Source organism: Sphingobacterium detergens (assembly GCF_003610355.1).
Lineage (GTDB): Bacteria > Bacteroidota > Bacteroidia > Sphingobacteriales > Sphingobacteriaceae > Sphingobacterium > Sphingobacterium detergens.
The window spans coordinates 190797-210570 of record NZ_RAPY01000002.1 but is presented as its reverse complement, the minus strand read 5'-3'; the positions used below and the strand labels follow the sequence as shown (position 1 = coordinate 210570).

20 protein-coding genes are annotated in these 19774 nt (G+C 39.6%); 4 read left to right on the top strand and 16 right to left on the bottom strand.

The window, feature by feature from the left end:
- The 13 genes from DFQ12_RS12905 to DFQ12_RS12845 all read right to left on the bottom strand — a co-directional run bounded on the left by DFQ12_RS12905 (position 1) and on the right by DFQ12_RS12845 (position 8928).
- On the bottom strand, positions 1 to 270 hold the full coding sequence (locus DFQ12_RS12905; protein ID WP_120259478.1) for a nitrogen regulatory IIA protein: 270 nt from the start codon (positions 268 to 270) through the stop codon (positions 1 to 3).
- Entirely contained in the window at positions 245 to 718 is a 474-nt protein-coding gene (locus DFQ12_RS12900) for a hypothetical protein (RefSeq protein WP_244211737.1), read from the bottom strand. The genes DFQ12_RS12905 and DFQ12_RS12900 overlap by 26 nt, the downstream gene beginning before the upstream one ends.
- Before the next feature lie 10 nt (positions 719 to 728).
- Complete coding sequence (gene traK, locus DFQ12_RS12895) at positions 729 to 1352, bottom strand: conjugative transposon protein TraK (RefSeq protein WP_120259477.1); 624 nt, start codon at positions 1350 to 1352, stop codon at positions 729 to 731.
- 6 nt (positions 1353 to 1358) lie between these two features.
- Entirely contained in the window at positions 1359 to 2357 is a 999-nt protein-coding gene (traJ, locus tag DFQ12_RS12890) for a conjugative transposon protein TraJ (RefSeq protein WP_120259476.1), read from the bottom strand.
- A gap of 2 nt (positions 2358 to 2359) precedes the next feature.
- Positions 2360 to 2992, bottom strand: coding sequence for a DUF4141 domain-containing protein (locus DFQ12_RS12885; RefSeq protein ID WP_120259475.1), 633 nt, complete (start codon positions 2990 to 2992; stop codon positions 2360 to 2362).
- A gap of 20 nt (positions 2993 to 3012) precedes the next feature.
- Positions 3013 to 5517 carry a TraG family conjugative transposon ATPase gene (locus DFQ12_RS12880; protein ID WP_120259474.1) on the bottom strand — a complete coding sequence of 835 codons (2505 nt, stop codon included), beginning with the start codon at positions 5515 to 5517 and terminating at the stop codon, positions 3013 to 3015.
- Entirely contained in the window at positions 5514 to 5846 is a 333-nt protein-coding gene (locus tag DFQ12_RS12875; RefSeq protein ID WP_120259473.1) for a DUF4133 domain-containing protein, read from the bottom strand. The genes DFQ12_RS12880 and DFQ12_RS12875 overlap by 4 nt, the downstream gene beginning before the upstream one ends.
- Positions 5847 to 5857: 11 nt before the next feature.
- Positions 5858 to 6163: a DUF4134 domain-containing protein gene (locus DFQ12_RS12870; RefSeq protein WP_120260003.1), complete on the bottom strand. Its 306-nt coding sequence runs from the start codon at positions 6161 to 6163 to the stop codon at positions 5858 to 5860.
- A 197-nt stretch (positions 6164 to 6360) separates the two neighbouring features.
- The gene (locus DFQ12_RS12865) at positions 6361 to 6678 is read right to left on the bottom strand and encodes a hypothetical protein (RefSeq protein ID WP_120259472.1); all 318 of its coding nucleotides are present in this window, start codon (positions 6676 to 6678) and stop codon (positions 6361 to 6363) included.
- Between the two features lie 150 nt (positions 6679 to 6828).
- On the bottom strand, positions 6829 to 7443 hold the full coding sequence (locus DFQ12_RS12860) for a conjugal transfer protein TraD (RefSeq protein ID WP_341867861.1): 615 nt from the start codon (positions 7441 to 7443) through the stop codon (positions 6829 to 6831).
- 26 nt (positions 7444 to 7469) lie between these two features.
- A complete protein-coding gene (locus DFQ12_RS12855) occupies positions 7470 to 7733 on the bottom strand; it encodes a DUF3408 domain-containing protein (RefSeq protein WP_120259470.1) in 264 nt (87 codons plus the stop codon).
- An 8-nt stretch (positions 7734 to 7741) separates the two neighbouring features.
- Positions 7742 to 8161, bottom strand: a complete 420-nt coding sequence (locus DFQ12_RS12850) for a DUF3408 domain-containing protein (RefSeq protein WP_120259469.1) — start codon at positions 8159 to 8161, stop codon at positions 7742 to 7744.
- 5 nt (positions 8162 to 8166) lie between these two features.
- Entirely contained in the window at positions 8167 to 8928 is a 762-nt protein-coding gene (locus DFQ12_RS12845) for a ParA family protein (RefSeq protein ID WP_425275594.1), read from the bottom strand.
- A 727-nt stretch (positions 8929 to 9655) separates the two neighbouring features.
- Between DFQ12_RS12845 and mobA the strand changes: the two genes are divergently transcribed.
- On the top strand, positions 9656 to 10093 hold the full coding sequence (mobA, locus tag DFQ12_RS12840) for a conjugal transfer protein MobA (RefSeq protein ID WP_120260002.1): 438 nt from the start codon (positions 9656 to 9658) through the stop codon (positions 10091 to 10093).
- Position 10094: 1 nt separating this feature from the next.
- Entirely contained in the window at positions 10095 to 11387 is a 1293-nt protein-coding gene (gene mobB, locus DFQ12_RS12835; protein ID WP_120259467.1) for a conjugal transfer protein MobB, read from the top strand.
- A gap of 66 nt (positions 11388 to 11453) precedes the next feature.
- Here mobB and DFQ12_RS12830 read toward each other — a convergent pair whose 3' ends face one another.
- Positions 11454 to 13154, bottom strand: a complete 1701-nt coding sequence (locus DFQ12_RS12830) for a hypothetical protein (RefSeq protein WP_120259466.1) — start codon at positions 13152 to 13154, stop codon at positions 11454 to 11456.
- Positions 13155 to 13482: 328 nt separating this feature from the next.
- On the opposite strand from DFQ12_RS12830, the gene mobC reads away from it, so the two are divergent.
- Positions 13483 to 15483 (top strand): conjugal transfer protein MobC, encoded by a 2001-nt coding sequence (gene mobC / locus DFQ12_RS12825; RefSeq protein ID WP_120259465.1) that lies wholly within the window; start codon positions 13483 to 13485, stop codon positions 15481 to 15483.
- Positions 15484 to 15574: 91 nt separating this feature from the next.
- Here mobC and DFQ12_RS12820 read toward each other — a convergent pair whose 3' ends face one another.
- Entirely contained in the window at positions 15575 to 16300 is a 726-nt protein-coding gene (locus tag DFQ12_RS12820) for a LytR/AlgR family response regulator transcription factor (RefSeq protein ID WP_120259464.1), read from the bottom strand.
- Positions 16284 to 17345 (bottom strand): sensor histidine kinase, encoded by a 1062-nt coding sequence (locus DFQ12_RS12815; protein WP_120259463.1) that lies wholly within the window; start codon positions 17343 to 17345, stop codon positions 16284 to 16286. The genes DFQ12_RS12820 and DFQ12_RS12815 overlap by 17 nt, the downstream gene beginning before the upstream one ends.
- A gap of 793 nt (positions 17346 to 18138) precedes the next feature.
- Between DFQ12_RS12815 and DFQ12_RS12810 the strand changes: the two genes are divergently transcribed.
- Positions 18139 to 19671, top strand: coding sequence for a hypothetical protein (locus DFQ12_RS12810; RefSeq protein ID WP_147420407.1), 1533 nt, complete (start codon positions 18139 to 18141; stop codon positions 19669 to 19671).
- Positions 19672 to 19774 lie beyond the last annotated feature (103 nt).

Genomic DNA, 19774 nt, shown 5'->3' with positions numbered 1-19774 from the left:
TTATTTTTTTAGGATTTTTGAAATACTGTCCTGGATTGAAACCGGGATTTTCTTTTGTTTGATAAGAGGATTTTCAATATGCTCTATTGTTAGCTTACTATCGCTTCTGCCAACATCATAGCATACTTTTGCGATCACGATTATTGACAACAACACATAGACAGCAAGAAGTCCAAGGGTATAGTGCCGCTGTTTCTTTATAGGCAAGTCCCGCCACTGCTCATCGAGCAGATCAAACCACTTACTAATTTTTGTGCTTAACCTTTTCATACACGAGCTGTTTTGAATTTTTTGAACCTGAAATACCCCTTTTTGCAACCACCTTTTTCTTTTTTTTATCACTTACCATAGCAATTGCTTTATTTACATGGGGTGCCGTGATCACTGAGAGGTTAACAAGGTCAGATTGCTTTAGCAACTTTCCGAACCTGTTCTTTCTTTTAATTTCCATTTTGTTAAGAAAGAACTTCCCATTTAGATACTTAACCCATAAATTACACTCCACATGAGCTTTACCTCCTCCATTCCATAGCAATAAGCCGGAGATTACCAGTAAGGGTTTAGCATGTGTCACATTGCCGCTACGACAGTTTTCCAAGTAGTTCGTTATACTGTCTTTTAGCTTTCCAGGATACGCACCCTGCGTATGAAAATCACCAGTATACCCCTTCTCAGTGAGAATTTTAGCGAATGTGTTTAAATTTGATAATGCTTCCATAAATTTGATTTTAACGTTCAACTACCTCCAAATCCTTGTTTTCTAGCACGGCAAATTTTTCGATATTAAATCCCTGCGGATTATTATCTGACCGAACAGAGTTAACTAGATTACAAGATGTTACAAGGCTGCGCTTGGTTAGGTTGCTCGAACGGATGATGAACTGTTTCGCATAAGCACGCACTGAATAAGGATAGATATCGAAATTGCAAACCACACTATCCACTTCGATACGCTGCTGTACATTTCCAGAAATAATACGGTTGTAATACCCCTTTTCCGAAAGATCTTTGTAGTAATCAAAAGCTGATTTGTCAGCGAGATTAAAAGCCCGCTTCATATTGCTTTCGATGGCATTCTTATCCGGTGCCAGGGTAAAAAACAATTCGTGAAAACGCCTTACATGCTCACGAGCTTCTACTGGTCGATTAATGGTAGCATCCTGTGATAAAGCCAGCATTAACGATTTGCCATTATCCAGTACATATATCTTTTGGCGCTGAATCTCGGCAAAGTGGTAGGACTGCCATAAGGCATATCCTACCACTCCGAAACAGAGTATTGCAAATACAATAGCGTACAGTCTAATCTGTTTAAAACTATTTTCAATGTTTCTTAATGTTTTAAATTCCATATTGGGTTAATTTTTGTTCAATAATCTGCCACCTATATTACCTACTGCGGCTCCCGTCCCGGCTCCGGCAAGGTTCCCGGTTTTAGACGCTGTAGTATTCACGTTTTTCATGAAGTTTCCGGCTCCGCCGGCCTGGATAACCCAACCTGCTACAGTAGGAATAGTGAAATACCCCACTATGCCGATGAGCATAAAAATGATATATACTGTATTGGAGGTATCAGGAATGTAAGTTGGATCGGCTAGCATTTCTATATCTCGCTCCAGTATTAGAGATTGAATTTTCGCTAGTATTGAACTGAACATATCTGATATTGGTAGCCACAGGTAAACACTGATATATCGCGTTAACCATCCGGTAAGTGTTGATTGAAAACCGTCCCATACACTTATTGCAAATGCTATTGGCCCTAATATGGATAGTACAATAAGAAAGAAGGTTCGAATCGTATCAATGACCAGTGCCGCGGCCTGGAAAAGAACTTCCAATAACTCTCGAAACCAATCCCGGATACTTTTTTTCAAATCATACATTCCCCGTTCCATATACATTCCGCTCATCGTTACCAGGTCGGAAGGTGACCATCCCAATTCTTCCAACTTTTTATCAAATTCCTCGTCACTAACGAGGTAAGCGGTTTCGGGGTTGCGGAGCATTGCTTCCCGCTCCAACAGATCTTTCTGCTCTTGCAGTTTGTTCAAGTCAATAACCTGATCGTCAAGCATAGCATGTGTGCCTTTCACTACTGGCGACATTACAGCATTGATAGTACCTAATACCAATGTTGGAAAAAACATAATACAAAGTCCGATAGCAAACGGACGAAGTAATGGAAATACATCTATGGGTTCTGCTCGGCTCAACGCCTGCCACACCTTTAGTGCAACATAAAACAGTGCGCCAAGTCCGGCGATTCCTTTCGCTATTGCAGCCATGTCTGCCGTCAAAGGCATCATTTGATCATATAGGCTGCGCAACATTTCATGAAGGTTATCCCATTCCATAACTACCAGTATTTTTGTTCAGTCGTTCCGTACAATTCCAAGACTCTTTTGGTATTATTCTTTTTCTTAGCCCTCAAAATGCTTACAGAGATATTTTTGTTGGTATAGTAGCGCACAAGGTTATGATAGTCCTTTACCTCTTTGTACACTTTATCTATTACGTCCATGCGCTCCTTATCATTTAAGGATAGGCCTGTTGAGGTAACGATCTGTTTGAGTTCTTTCAACAATTCCGTGCTTTCGTTAAGAAGCGTGGAATAACCATTGGCGATAGCCGAAAGTTCCTGTGGGGAGAAATTTGGATCGTTCATCATTTTGCCGAAATTCTTCACATACATTTCTGACACATCGCCCACCAATAAAACTGTCTGCTGCACTTTCCGGGCATCTTTGACAAGGTTGTTGATAGCTTTTAGTTTATCGTAATATTCCTTACCCTGGTCATAGACCTTTTTTACCTCGTTGAAATTCTTAACCACATTGCTCACAGTGGAAGAAGTCTGTATGATTTCGTTTGCACTATTGAGTATTCCGGAGATAAGGTTTGCAGGGTCGGTCACAACCCATTGGGCTTTTGCTGAGGGTGCGAACGCAAGCATATATGCCATAAGCACCAGTAACATTGTTTTTTTCATTGTTTCTGATTTTTAAATGATTAATAACTATTTGATTTTTCACGTCTTTGGATAGCTATGCGCTTAATGGCTTGCTCAACATCGCCGTCCAGTTCGTGGGCAAGCTGCATCACTTCCATTTTTTCTGTTTCCTCCGTGGTGTACGCTAAATATTCCTCAACACTAACTTCTGTGGCGTACACTGCGGAATGCGTACCGCCAAGCCCAATCCAAACTTCTTTGTAAAGCCGTGACGGGTCGTTGTTCATGTTGATGGATAGAATTTGGGATTTTTCCTTTTCCGTCAGTCCGAGCATTGCCTGAATGTCATCGAACTTGTTCATGTACTTGCGCTGATCTAAGAGGATTTTACAATCGCTGTTATTGATGATACTTTCTTTCACGATGGGCGATTGGATAATGTCGTCCACTTCCTGGGTTACGACTATCGCCTCCCCAAAGAATTTGCGAACAGTTTTGAATAAATACTTAATGTATTCTGCCATTCCCTCCTTTGCAATCGCCTTCCACGCTTCTTCAATCAGTATCAGTTTACGCACACCTTTAAGCCTACGCATCTTGTTAATAAAGACTTCCATAATGATGATTGTTACTATTGGGAACAGTATCTTGTGGTCCTTTATCGCATCAATTTCAAAGACTATGAAGCGTTTGGAAAGCAGGTCTAATTGCTTATCGGAATTGAGCAAATAATCGTATTCCCCACCACTATAGTATGGCTCCAATACATTGAGGAAATTGGCGATGTCAAAGTCTTTCTCCCGAACCTGCTTTTCTTCCAGCACCTTTTTGTAGTCGCCCTTTACATACTCATAGAAGCCGTTGAAAGATGGATGTTGATCAAGCTGTTTGATACGTTCGATATACCCGCTCACGGCATTGGATAATGCCACTTCTTCCGAGCGTTTCGGCGGTTCATCATCACGTTTCCAAAGGGTAAGTATGAGCGTTTTGATACTTTCCCTTTTCTCAATATCAAATACGCCATCGTCGGTGTAAAAAGGGTTAAAGGCAATGGGATTATCTTCTGTATAGGTGAAGTAAACACCATCTTCGCCTTTGGTCCTTCCCTTAATGAGTTCGCACAATCCCTGATAAGAATTACCTGTATCCACGAGCAGGACGTGTGCGCCCTGTTCGTAGTATTGTCTTACCATGTGGTTAGTGAAAAATGATTTCCCCGAACCTGATGGACCCAAAATAAATTTGTTTCGGTTTGTGATGATGCCCCGTTTCATTGGCAGATCGGATATATCCAAATGGATAGGCTTCCCTGTGAGCCTGTCTGCCATTTTGATACCGAAAGGTGATGGGGAACTTTGGTAATTAGTTTCCTCGGTGAAGAAGCACAATGCAGGTTCGATAAACGTGTAGAAACTTTCCTCTGCCGGAAAGTCGCCCGCATTGCCCGGTATCGCCGCCCAATACAGCGTGGCAACATCAACTGTATTGTGTCTTGGCTTGCATTCCATTAACGCCAGCGCACTACCTGTATCGTTCTTTAGCTGTTTGAGTTCGTTTGCATCATCTGACCAGGCCATTACATTGAAGTGCGCACGGATGGAGGATAGACCGAAGCTGTGCGCTTCGTTGAGGTACTTTTCAATCCATTCTTTATTAATCTGATTAGCCCTGCTGTACCTTGCCAGCGAGTGCATATTACGTGCGGACTTTTCAAACTTTCGCAAGTTCTCATCGCTGTTATCCAAAAACAAATACTGATTGTAAATATGGTTGCAGCTAAGGAGCAGTCCTACCGGAGCGGCGAATGATAAAAGGCAATCGCTTCTATCCGTGGATAACTTTTCGTACCTCGTATTTGCTGATACCGTTCCGGGCAAATCGCCTGTGTCCGAAAGCGTGTGCAGACACAGCCTTTTGTTTCCTATGCGCACATCTTCCGCACCGAGTGCAATGTCCTGCATGGCTGTTTCTTCCCTTGACAGAGTAAAATACTGTTCCAGCAAGCCCTGCTTGTCGGCTGTTCCGATGATGTCATCTTCACTCAACCGTTCCAGTTTCAAAAACCCGCAATCATTAATGATGCGCTCGAATTGCGCCACAGCTTCCATAAATCGTCGTACGGTTTCTTTGTCCCTTACTTCTTTCGGGATAAGCACGCCCTTGCAAAGCGAACTAAAATTGCTTTGCATTCGCATACGCTCTTTGGTTGTCTTCGTTAAAAAGAGGTAGCAATAATGGTTTAAGAATGGTCGCTCATTGAAATGCTGCTGATAGGACTTTGCAAGAAAACTCAAACCCTCTTGTGCAATATCAGGTGCATAACTTTCCTTTATAAACCAATCCTGTTTGTGGATGATGGAATAATCCGGTAGCGTCTTTATTGCTTTATGCCATGCAGAATGTATAGCATCGTACTCCGGCGATGCAACGGTAAATAATTCCGGCAGGTGAACCCGGAAGCAGGCAGTAATGTCCGCATCTTTTGAAATGATGCAGTTGTGTTCCACTGCCAATAATGGAAACTTGCTTTCCAGCGTTGTGGCTTTTGCAGTGTTTCTCATATGACATCGGATTTAGGGGTGAACCTTAAACTGCGATGTATAGCTTTACGGCAGATTATAAATTTTGGATGCTTTTTCTTTGCACCGAGCTTCATCAATCCGTGTTCGCCGTACCTGCCATTCAATGAGAATGTTTTCCAGATGATGATCGCTGCACCACCGCCACCGATAAACAAGCATATATAGGAATTTGCGCCTGCCATGTACATTACCATAACGAGGATAAGCACACCGAGCAAACCACCTGCGAAGATGAACAGGTATTGCGCTTTCAAACCTTTGAACTCTACGGTTCTTCCAATGCCTTTATTGATGTTGTAATTAGTCATAAGGCCGAGGATTAAAGGAAGAATGAACGCAGGATGGTTGCTGCAACGATTAAGAAGATACATGCACCGAACCAGCTCGCTGCCGTTTTCGATGTGTCAGGGTCGCCACTGCTGAATTTGTTGTAGACCTTTACACCTCCGATTAAACCGACCACTGCACCAATAGCATAAATTAATTTGGTTGCCGGATCGAAATACCCCGTCACCATTTGGGTTGCTTCCTGGATACCAGCATTGCCATTCCCCTGTGCAAACACACCAAATGCTGACAGTAGAGCAATACTTGCCAGCAAGATTTTTTTTCTTTTTTTTACCATGATTTTCTGAATTATTTTGTTTCTATTTACCGCTACATGCGGGTTTCGGAACAAATGTGTCATGAAAATCAAGGCGCTTTCAGAATGTGTCTTTCGGTGGAATTACTTGGCAGTGAGTGGCGCTATAACTTGGTTTTAGCACATAAAAAAACGTCAAAACAAAACTGTTTTGACGTTCCAAGAATTTGATTATGTTGTTACATTTTGCGCCCTCTTCGAGGTTGCGGCTTGGGTATTTCGGACTTTACCTTCCCAGCTCTCTCTTCACCCAATTTAACTACCCAATCTATGTAAGCCTTTGCATCTTCCATGTTGTGCGGTATTGCTTTTTTGGGCCCAGATAGTTTGCTATCATCAAGCCCGACAATAAACCCGTGATTGGGAAACTCTTTTGGAGGATAGACAATAATGAGGTTATCTATACTTTCTTCAACTACATTGTTTTTGTGACTGGCAATAGTATAGCCCTTGTATTCATCAAAAACATAATTAGGATCATCCTTTGATTTAATCATAACTGCTTTGTTTAAATTATTAATTATCTGATTTTTTAAAGGAGGTTCTGCTATTTTTCTACAACTAGATTAACAGCACTTCGACTTGAAAATATATCCCCTATTGAATAAATCTTTAATCACTTTCGAAAACAAAGGGAAGTTGTCTTTTCAGACAAACTCCCCGATGTCAAAATCACCTACATCACTTTTCCGTAAGTCGGGAGAATTGAAATCCGTTCTGGAGGGGACGCTCTTATCCAATAACGCTGCAATCTTTCGTGAAGCCCCCGGAATTGAGTTTTCGAGCAGACTGAACAATTCGGTTCCCTGTATTCTCTGAACTATATCGACCGCTTGTTGGCGTGACGCAGATTGCAGCACGTCCTGCTGAAGCAATGCCCCTACGGTACTTAGTTCACTAAAGGTAACCCCTGTGGCAAACCCATTGTCGCTGTCCGGTAAACCCTGTTCTCTCCATTCTTCTTCCTCGTCCCTGAAATCCAAATCAGCGTCACTACCAAAAACTTCATCCAATTCTTCATGCGGGATCTCCCTTTCAAAACCTTTTTCCTCGGTTTCTGCTTCAAAATTATCAGGTATATCGTCCTGTTCATTTTTCTGGCGTTTAGTTGCACTTGTTGGCACTACGTGTCGCACTAAGGGCTTGGGTTGTCCCATTATTTCCGGTAAGTCGGGATTCGCCAAAGGTTGTTGAGACTGGCCCTTTGCAATCTTTTTAATGATGATTTTGTCCTTTGCCAGCAAGACTATAACAATGAGCAAACAGATAACTATTAAAATTTCCATGTCTAAAAAAGGGGTTTATTCATTTTATCGTAATCCTTGATTATATCCTCGCCAAACAATTCAAAATGGTGTTTGAGTATATTGTCGAGATAGGCATATAGAGGTATGTTGCCATTGCCTATAATATTAAGGATGCGGGATAATCTTTCGTGGTATTCCTCCCGGACGTAGATTGCTTTATCACTCCTGCGCTCTATCGTTTGCTTTTTTAAAAACTGGCTTCCGTAGCTACGTTTAGCCATTTGTTTGCGATTGTTCTTTTCCATAGCTATACTTATAAAATGGGTTTATATTTATCATTAAAACTTTTGGTAATATCCTCGCCAAACTCCTGAAAGTGGTATTCCAGCAGGTTGTCCAGATAGGCGTAGATCGTTATCTTATCTTCACCGATCACCTGCACAATACGTGTCAGCCGTTCATGAAAATCAGGACGTATGTACACTGATTTTCCGTTACGGGCGTTGGTTTCCGCTCTTTTGAAAAACAGCTTTTCGTAGTCCGCTTCGCTGGCTTTCTTTGAACGGTTCCTTTCCCTGCTCACAGGCTTATCCGGCTCTTTCTCTGGTTCCATTTTTTTTGTTGATTCGGTCGGCACATTTAAGCCATCCTTTTTTACGCCATCTGCGATAATATTCATCAAAAATTCCTCGTCTATCTCCGGCTTGCTGTTCTTTTTATTTTCTTTTTCCATAGGGCTTACAATTTCACAGTCCTTAAAAACTCATCCATAAACAGATCAAGTCGGCAGGCTTTCATTAACCGCTCATCGGCAGGGAGCAAAGTGGAGCGGAATACAGTTTTCGCATCAGCTTCACCCTCTTTGCGGAAACGTTTGCTATCCGTGATACGGGTACGCATGAGGTGGATGCCCAAGCTATTGATTAAGTTTTCATAAACACCGTAAAGTGTGGATTTTTCCCGGCCATCAACCTGGTTCCAAAATAGGTTGATGCTTTGGATGGATGTTGCGCCCTGCTTACGTACAACATCGTTCAACACCTGTGTAAAAATCAAAGTGCTTTCCATTACTACGCGATCTGCAATTATAGGCGTAAATATGTGGTGCATACCTGCCAGCGTCTTTAATATCCCTGCTGAATTGACCGTTCCTGGTAGGTCAAAGAAAACCACGTCCACAGGAACAGGTGAAGATTGTAGAAATTGCTCCACGTTATCTAGAACACTGTCTGCCCGGTACTGCATGACGGGATAGGCTTTTTTGTTAATGGCAGTAAACTGTTTATGAGCCAGTTTTTTGTACACCTCATTACCCATGATGCTGTTCATATCCCTTGTCCTCATCTGAACGAGGCTATGCTGAGGAAAATCGCAGTCGAATACCGCTACATTATAGCCGAGCCGGTAATGGAGCAGACTTGCGACAAGCGTGGTAAATGTGCTTTTGCCAACACCTCCCTTTTGGGAAGAAAAGGCGACAAATAGAGGTTGCTTCTTCATGTCCATGTGATTAAGTGTATTTAATTGTTCATCTATTTATATATCGCTATATCTGTATAGCTGCTGATTCAATTAGGTGCGTCGGCGCAAAGGCACATGCACATATTTTTAGGTACAGACTTGCGTACGCGGGCATCTCTGTAAATGTATACGTCCTTTTTTATGCCTGTAAGTATATCGACATGCAGGGAAGTGCTTTTGTGCATTTTTAACTGCTTATCTGCATGACTACCTACCTCAATCTGTACGTGCTTACCTATTCGCATACCCCGTTATTTATCCGCTCAACTGCTTATGTATCTGCGTAGCTATGCAGCCACGTCCATACATACATATTCAGTTGGTTGAGGATGCCTGTACAAAGAAATGCAGATAAATACCAGACTTAATAATGCTGTCCTGTTTTGGCGTTCATTGGCAGGGTTTGGCTGTGTACAGCATGGCTATGCTTTGGAAAAGCTGCGCTTATTTTGTAATTGCACTAATGCAACAGGTGAATGGAAAAATCATTTCAGGTAACAGGCAATAAATGGGACGGCCCAAAGCCGTCTTTTTCTGCATTACTTAATCCGTCCCACAGGGCGGATTTTCTGTTCACCGGAACAGAGCAAGTTATGTTTTTAGCTGCTTGAAATACTTTCTGCAGCTAAAAACTACTTGCCATTGCATGGAGCCGGAAAACACCCTCCGAAGTCGGGGTTTATAGTAAATTATAATGGATGATAATATGGAAGACAATAAAAGAAATCAAATCAGCAAAGGTGGTCGCAAGCCCAAAAATGACCCTGCTATCCACCGCTATTCGATTAGTCTGAACGACACAGAAAATGCGCAGTTCATGACCCTTTTCGAGCAATCGGGTATGAACGTAATGGCACATTTTATTACTGCCTGCATCTTTCAGCGGACAATAAAGACCGTAAAGATTGATATGGATGCAGTCGATTTTCATACAAGGCTGACCAAATTCTACAGCCAGTTCAGGGCGGTTGGGGTGAACTATAACCAAATCGTGAAGATATTGTACCGCAATTTCTCCGAGAAAAAGGCATCGGCTTACCTCTTTAAACTGGAAAAACAGACGACAGAACTGGCTGACTTGTGCCGGAAAGTGATTGAACTGGCGCACGAGTTTGAAAAAAATCACCTGCAAAAAGACCGATAGAATGATAGCGAAGATTGGAAAAGGTGAGAATTTGTACGGTGCGATTTCTTACAACCAGCTGAAAATTGACAGCGAAAAAGGACAGGTTTTATTATTGAACAGGATACCCGAAACGCTGGATAACACCTACTCGACAAGTTACCTGTATAAGCAGTTCGAACCGTATATGTCCGCGAATATCAAAACTGAAAAGCCCGTGCGCCACATATCACTGAACCCAGATCCTGCGGATAGGGTCAGCGATGTGCAGTTCATGGAAATGGCACAGCAGTACATGCAGGAAATGGGCTACAGCAACCAGCCGTATATCGTTTTCAAGCACACCGATATTGAGCGCAGTCACATCCATATCGTAACGGTCTGCGTGGGTTTGGATGGCAAGAAAATACCGGATAATTACGACCACCCTCGGTCAATGGCAATATGCAGGGATTTGGAACAGCAATACAATCTTATACCAGCAAAGGAAAAGCAGCTCACAGGCAATGAGCAGGTATTCCGTCCGGTGGATTACAGAGGCGGGGACATCAAAAGCCAGATAGCATCCGTGGTGCGGTACCTGCCCAGGTATTACCAATACCCGACCCTCGGAGCGTACAATGCTTTACTTTCCCTCTATAATATTACAGCAGAAGAAGTCAGAGGAGAATTGAACGGTCAACCCAAAAGCGGGCTGGTGTATTTTGCCCTGAACGAGCAGGGAGAAAAAGCCAGCAGTCCCTTTAAGTCTTCCCTTTTTGGCAAACATGCCGGATTGGACGAATTGCAAAACCACTTTGTAGCGGCTAAGGATAAAATGAAAGCAGCCCCTGTAAGAGCCATCCTTAAAAATACCATTGAGGCAACTATGCACACTTACAATAATGAAGCCGATTTTAAAAAGCAACTGATTGAGCAGGGTATCAATACAGTAGTACGCCGTAACGACGAGGGTCGTATCTACGGCATTACATTTATAGATCACGAAAGCCGCACCGTGTGGAACGGTTCCGCTTTAGGCAAAAATTTATCAGCGAATGTATTCAATGATTGGTGGCTGAAGTCCGCGGTTGAGCAACGCCAGAACACTGAACAGTTAGGTATCACCGCATTATCTGCCACAGATAAATACGTTGCGAATGGAAAAGAGGAACCCCACAGACTTTTTGATTTCCTTGATAAAGAACAGCCGACCGATGATTCAGTTTTGATTGACGGTTTCGGCGGGCTATTGCCGGAAGCACATGGAGAAGATTACGAAGAACAGGCTTTTGCCAATCGTATGAAAAAAAGAAAGAAGCAAAGGAAAGTATAAAGTTGTTATTAAATCATTCTTTTATAGATAATATGTTCCCTATTTGTGTTTAATTTCCGATTGGCTCTATTTTGCATTTATGATACTTCTTAAGTGCTTCTGAAATGAAGATGCTGAACCTAAATTTTCAGGAACGTAAGTATTTAAATAAAAACGTGAAAAAACCTCAAAGGGGGTCAATGCAAAATTGACATCTTTTGTATGCTCAAAATAGCCATTAAGCACTTTGAAAATGTCTAAATAATTTTGATTAAAGTAATCTTCGTGTATTTCAAAATAATTCAAATTTATGAATGTAACCTCTTTTACAACAACGTTTTGAAGATTTAAATTATTAATCCCGATTGTGAATTTTTCTTTAAAATATTTATTTACTCCTTCAATTCCAAATGTAGCATCCGTGTATATAATGACAGGATATATTTCCAAATTATCTTTCGGAACTGAATTGTCGAATGAAACAGAATTATACTCAATGTCTTCTACTGCGTTAAGCAATTGTGTAACACCTTTGGGCTTGTTAGCTTGATTTGCCAAGAACTTTTTTTCAAGCTCGGCAAACAGCTTCTCTTTATCTGCACTATTTTTAATAGAAGCGTTTAATAGAACGTCCTTAAATTCTATTAAACAAATTTTGTTCCCTTCTCTCAGATACGCATCACATAGTTCATCTTTCTTAGAGTTAATACAAGAATCGCCATAGAATCCCGCATAACGAGGAAAACATGCGTCTAATACTTTTGGCAAGTATATTCCCTCTGTGAAATTTTTTCCTTTTTCGGAAAGGAACTCACCTTTGATATTCTTGCTTTTTAGGAAAGCGTTAAAAGAAAAAATTTGTGCTTTGTAAAATTGGTCAAGAAAGAAGTTTACGTTCAATATGAAGAATTGATATTTATTTAATTTGAAGAGAAATTTATTCCTTAAAATACCAAAACTTTCATCCTCCCTATAACTTGCGATTTCCGTATTAATACAAAGTGTATCTATGTACGCCAAGTCTACTTCTTTTCCAATGAAATATTCCTGAAGATTGGCTAATTGATTACGTTTTGCGAAATCTTCTCCTATGTTTAATTCGGTAAAAAGTACCAGTAAATTTTTAAACAATCTCAAATGCCCACGTACGCTCTTGGACTTATAGTATTCTAAAACTAAATCTTTGTATTTAGGCTCGTCTTCCAAATACTTAAAAAAAGCAACTCCTCTGGTTACTTGATTACTAAAATCAACTGATGAAGCATAATCTTTTTGATAAATGAAACTCGGCATCGTTACATCTTCTATCTTATTTGCTTCATTTGCATTTTTAATAGCTTCTTCTTCTATTTGAATTTTATTGTTTGCAATTCCATTGATGATGAGATATGCATCAAATACTTTTTTTGCTTCGCCTCCTGTCAAGTCTCTAGATGAGTGATTATTGAACGTTTTAAAAATTAATCCGTAAAATAACAAGTTAGAGTAGTTCCAAAACATCATTGGAGCAAAGCCCTTTTCTGCTTGTTTTTTTACTTCTAAAACCCATTTTTGTTGAACCGATGTTTCGCATTTGTCTAACAAACTGCTAACAAGCATAAATTGAATTTTTCCTGTGTACTCGTCATTGTCGTGTAAGTAAAGATTTACAGCAAACCCTGATAGATAATTCAATAAAGTAACAGAAGGGATGTTCCGGATTAGTTCAACTGCATCTTCTATAGTTTTGTCAACGCCATAATATTCTTTATGGTCTAATAATAAATAAATTCTAACTCTTGTGTCCATTGTAGCCGATTAGCTTTTAGTTAGTAACTATTCTACGTTCCTTATAAACATCAAATATACGAAAGAGTTGTAGTCTTAAAGATGACATGTTAGTTGGAAACACATTGAATATTAAGAGTAACAGGCTTTTACGAATCGTATAAAAAAGAAGAAACAAAGGAAACCTAGAAGATAACAATGATTTTTTAATCGTCAATGACCAGGATTAACATCTTGGTCATTGTGGTTTTAAGATGAAGCCAAACAATACCTCCCAAAGCCATCCAACCCTATTTTCGAAAGCCAATACTTACAGCGGCTACACTTGCATCAAAATAAATTTTTGAATATGCAAGGAGAAGACGATTTAAGAGGACTAGCCAAAATCATGGCTTTTATGAGAGCGGTAAGCATCATTATAATGTTGATGCATTTCTATTGGTTCTGCTATGGGTATTTTGCCGCACGAGGGTGGACATTGGAAATTGTCAGCAAGATATTAACCAATTTCAACAGTACAGCAGGCCTTTTCACACACACTATTTACACCAAGATTTTTGCGCTGATATTACTGGCATTGAGTTGTCTTGGTACTAAAGGCGTAAAGAATGAAAAGATCACATGGTCTAAGATCTATATTGCCTTATTCTTTGGTTGCGTTTTTTTCTTCCTTAACGCGCCATTGTTAAAGCTTTCAGCACAAGTCGCGACCTTTCTTTACATGCTTACATCAGGCATAGGATATATTGCTCTGCTCATGGCCGGGGTTTGGATGAGCCGACTACTACGCAATAACTTGATGAATGATGTTTTCAATCATGAAAATGAAAGTTTCCAACAGGAAACCAAATTGATGGAAAATGAATATTCAATCAATCTTCCCACGAAGTTTTATTACAAAGGCAAATGGAATAACGGTTGGATTAACATAGTGAATCCTTTTCGTGCCTCAATGGTGTTGGGAACTCCGGGTTCAGGAAAATCGTATGCAATCGTAAATAACTACATCAAGCAACACATTGAAAAGGGTTTTGCGATGTACATCTACGATTTCAAGTTTGACGACCTTTCCACTATAGCTTATAACCATTTACTGAATCACGCTGACAAGTATAAGATTAAGCCAAAGTTCTATGTAATAAATTTTGACGACCCTCGCCGGAGCCATCGATGCAATCCCCTTAATCCAGCTTTCATGACGGATATATCGGATGCTTATGAAGCAGCATATACCATCATGCTCAACCTCAATAAGTCGTGGATAACCAAGCAGGGCGATTTTTTTGTGGATAGCCCAATTATTCTACTGGCTGCCATCATTTGGTTTTTGAGAATTTATGAAGACGGGAAGTATTGTACGTTTCCTCATGCCATAGAATTACTCAATAAAAAATATGCAGACGTATTCACAATCCTTACTTCATATCCACAGCTCGAAAATTATTTATCTCCCTTTATGGATGCATGGCAAGGAGGAGCGCAAGACCAGCTACAGGGGCAGATAGCATCAGCTAAAATTCCATTATCAAGAATGATCAGTCCTCAACTCTACTGGGTGATGACAGGTGATGATTTTTCGCTTGACATTAATAATCCTCAAGAGCCCAAAATTCTTTGTGTAGGCAACAATCCCGACCGCCAAAACATTTACTCCGCCGCATTGGGCTTATATAATTCTCGGATAGTAAAACTTATCAATAAGAAAGGACAATTGAAAAGTTCAATTATCATAGACGAGTTGCCCACCATATACTTTCGGGGATTGGATACATTGATTGCCACAGCACGAAGTAATAAAGTCGCGGTATGTTTAGGTTTTCAGGACTTTTCGCAATTAGCAAGGGATTACGGCGATAAAGAAGCAAAAGTCATACAAAACACCGTTGGCAATATATTCAGCGGTCAGGTTGTAGGAGATACAGCAAAAAGCCTCTCAGACCGCTTCGGAAAAGTTTTACAGAAACGTCAGAGTATGACTATTAACCGAAATGATAAATCAACTTCGATTTCAACTCAGCTAGATAGCTTAATCCCCGCTTCAAAAATTTCAACCTTAACACAGGGAATGTTTGTGGGTGCGGTTTCAGACAATTTTGATGAGCGAATTGAGCAAAAAATATTTCATTCCGAAATTGTAATTGACAATAAGAAGGTTTCTGAGGAGACAAAACAATATAAGTCGATACCAGAAATTATTTCTTTTTTAAATGAAGACGGTATCGACTATATGGATAATGCAATAGACGAGAATTACAAGTACGTTAAGTATGCAATTCAAGAATTAATAGACAAAGAATTGAATCGCATTGCTAATGATCCAGATCTGCAACATCTAATTTCAAAAACATAAAATAAGTAATAGATCAGAAGGAAGACAAAAGGATCGCTTAGAAATTCTAAGCGATCCTTTTTTAATAATTTGTTCTGACCTATCTAACCAATTATTTTGATATTTCTATGGTTTTGCCAATGGTAGCCATCGAATCAATATAACTTTCTACATAGGCATTTCCCAAAGGAAGCCAGATGCCACCAAATAACATGATTTTGTCTCTGCTTGTATGTCCAACTTTTAGCTTATTGACAATATATTGTTTATGAATTCTTATAAAAATACTTGTTGGAAGCATTTCTTCAATTTTTTTTAAATTAAAAATGGTAATAACTGGTTCCTTTACGGCTACCGTATATATTAAAGTGGAATGACCGGAAGCCCTGATATAATTAATACTTCCATAGTCAATTACCAGATGTTGATCTTTGGACTCAAGTGTCAAATAATCCTGATCTGGAATTATCTTCTCCAGCTTTTCCAGCTTCCGAATTTTGTTAATCGCCTTCAAAAATCTTTCTCTATTTATTGGCTTCAGAAGATAATCAACTGTGTTTTCATATTCGTAAGAATCAATAGCAAATTCTTTATACGCAGTAGTGAATATCACCCTATTTGAAATCAATTTTGTAAAATTAATTCCGGATATTTCATTCATATTTACATCCAGGAACACTACGATATCAGAATCGCTTTGAAGTAATGGCAAAGCCTCAAACGGATTTATATAATAGCCAATAAGCTCCAATTCATTTGTTTCTTTAACTATGTCAGCTAGGTATTGAGCTTCCTGTATTTCATCATCAATTACGATCACTTTAATATTCATCATCATAGCAATTTGATTTTTTATTTTGTCCAGTAGATAGGTTTAGTTCTTCAATAATAAGTTCGACATCAAAATATTGGGGCGTATCATTTATCTTTAAAATATGGTTATTGGGATAACCTAATTTGATATACTTTTTTATATTTTTCAATCCCATTCCTGTAGAAACTTCTGAAAAATTACCGTTCTTTTTATTGTTAGCCTTAAAATATAGACAGTCATTTTCGACTTTTACTATTATCATAATCCTGTGATTAGGATCTCTATAATCCCCATACTTTAAAGCGTTTTCAACAAATTCCCTGAGAATATGAGGGAGTATAACATAATTCCTACCCCCGAATATTTGCAATGAAAAACATATGTTGTTATCTGGAAATCTTTTTTTGAAAATTGATATGTAGCATTGAATAGCCTTTATTTCCCGCATGAAGGGAATCATCCCGTCTGGCCCCGGTTCAATGATTGATGACCTGATAATATAGATCAGTGATTCGATCGCTCTCGATAAGTTGGGAAGAACTTTTTCTGATTCTATCCTAAAAGAATCTAAAACGTTAAATAAGAAATGGGGATTTAGTTTAGCTCTTAATGCAGAATTTTCAAGTTTTATTCTCTCTTTTTCTCTTTCCTTTTTTTGATCCCTGAAATATTTTTTTGTAAACCAAAATGCAAGTGAAAAAGCTGCAAAGTTCAACCATTGAAGAGTTGAAATAATTAAAAACTTACCTATCGGGTCGTCCTTAATAGTTGATTCCTGATCAAAAATCCAAGGGTCAAATATAAAAGCGAAAAAGTACTTTAAACCTATACAATAGGTATAAAGTACTATTAACATTCCGGCATACCCCTTATATCTTTTACGCTCAAAAAAGACAGGTAATAGCCATTCCGAATGCAGATAAAAAAATGAAGCAATTATCACATAAGAAACGGTAGTTTCATAAGCAGCGGAAAAAAAATTGTCTCCATAACTATATAGCGAAACATATAGCGAAATATAGAGTGTCCATAAAACAAAATGTATTAAAGCAATTTTCACCTTATTCATGCTATCATTTGATATGGTAGCCTTATCCACTAATGCTAGATATCGTGATGTAGCTTGTGCTATACTTAAAGCGCAAAAGGAGATTTTTAAGGCTTATCCGGGTAAAAGTATGGTGGAGCATTAAAAGGGGGTATGCAGTTATAACTATTCCTTCTGGTGCCTGTTTCGTCATCCCCGGCTAAAACCGAGTTCGACGCTTGAGATGTTAGCAGGGTTATATACTTCTTTTTAATGTCCAGCTTGACGGCAAATTTAGATGCTTTTTTCATAAATATTAATTTAATGTATTAAAAAAATACAGGTTTTAAACTGGTTTTTTGGCTATTCATGCAAATTCTTTCCTATTTCATGTCATTTTCTTGCCTCTCACTTTTCATCTAGATAGTTTTGACCTAAAGTTTATCCAAAAAACGATACAATCTGATCAGGGTTTATAATCTCGTCCTTGCTCATAGCCCAATTAAAACAATCAAGGTGCCACTGTTAATGGTTATTAAATCACAAAGTTAAGGCCATATACTTTATGAAAAAATGAAATTTTTAGCCTTTACGACAAAGTATTCAAAGAAATTTTAAAAAAGCTATTTATGATTTTTGATACTAAAACCTTCCTTATGGAATGTGTACTCTTCCTTTCCTGCATTTTCTATTTCATGCTAATTCTGATTATAGCTTACGGAGTACATTGCAGCGTTGAGAATCAAACACACAGCGCTGTTCAACAAAAAAGGAGCTGTCCAGCCCTAATGAATACTGTTAGATATCATAGATTTTCACCGCTTTTATAAATTGAATGATGAAAATTCTTCCATTTTCGTTTCTTGTGTTGATGTGTTTGGTTATGCTGGGCAATTCGTTTGCCCAGCAAAATTCCACTTTAGACGCGGCCAATAAATATATGGAACATAAAACGTATGATATTGAAAAGTACCTGAACCGTTCCCAGCGCATCCAGAAACACTTGCTTCGTGTTCTTAAAAAGAAAGAGGTGCAAATACGTCAAAAGCTTGCTGCAAAGGACTCTTTGTTATATCGGCAGTTTACTTCCATGAACCTAACTTACGATTCTATCGCCAGGTTATTGCACGACACAACATCATTGGTGCACCGGGGCAACAGCCGCAACACAACCATTGACAGTCTTAAAGGTCTACAACGGTTTATCCAGCAACAGGCCGCTAAACTTTCTGATGCTAAAAGCCTTGTTGGGCAATCTTTACCTGATGAAGATTACACTGCAAAATTATCTGAATTGCAATCCAGACTTAATGCCGAAGGACAGGTAAAAGAACTTATCCAGATGCGTACGCAAAGCCTTGAGCAACTTGTTGGTAAGGTCGACATTCCAGGATTGCAGGCAATTCAGAAACAGGTATATTATTCCCAGGAAAAGATGAAGGCTTGGCGCGATCTGGCTGACGATCCTGATGCAGCAGAAGAAAAAGCCCTAGAATACTTGCAGGGAATTGAAGGTTTTGAAAATAATATCATAAATAAAAATCTTGCATTTGGTGGTTTAGGGGTGAGTGCAACAGCAGCCGACCTGCAATCAATAGGTTACCAGACTAAAGATCAGATGAAGGGTATACTTCAGACGAAATTTGGCGGTAACCTGCAGGCGGTGCAGCAAAGAATGGGCGAGCAGATACAGCAATTCAGCGAAAAGCTGAATGGCGTCAAAGACAAAGTAACCGAAGCGAAGCAGGCAGCTATTGAAGCAAGACAAGGTTTGAACAAAGCAAAGGCTTTTAAAGAAAAGCTGACACAGATAGAAAAGCCGGCATTCAAAAAGAACCCGGAACGCGGTAAACCGTTTTGGCAAAGGCTGGAGACGCAGTATAATTTTCAGACCGCACGTACAACCCCTGACGGTCTACGCCCGGCTATGTTGGAGTTTGGGGCATCTATAGCTTTTAAGCATACACCGAAACTGAGTTATGGTATCGGTATGGCTACCAGTATAGGCCTAGGAAAGAACTGGCAAAATATTAAGTTCAGTTACGAAGGCATCAGTGCTCGCGCTTATGCAGACTGGCTTGTAATGTACGGCATCAGCGTGCAGGTCGGGTATGAACAAATATTCCGGCCTTTAAACCGGCCTTATTTGAAAGATCAGGCAGACCCCAATAAACCGCAGTCACAACATAGTGACAATGCCTGGAGATCTGCTTTCGGTAACCTGCAGCATCTGGGATATGCAGGGTTGATGAAGCGTTACCACATAAATGACAAATGGAGCGGAACCTTTCTGATTGGTTATAATTTCCTTTGGCAACAATATAATCTGAGGACACCTTTTATGATTCGGTTGGGTCTAGGGAAATAAGCGCCGTTTAACCTACGCCTCTGACTGGCGGTCACTAAATTGATATTTGTAAGAATTCTTAAAAAATCCAAACCTCTCATTTAACCCTCAAAAGAAAATGAAA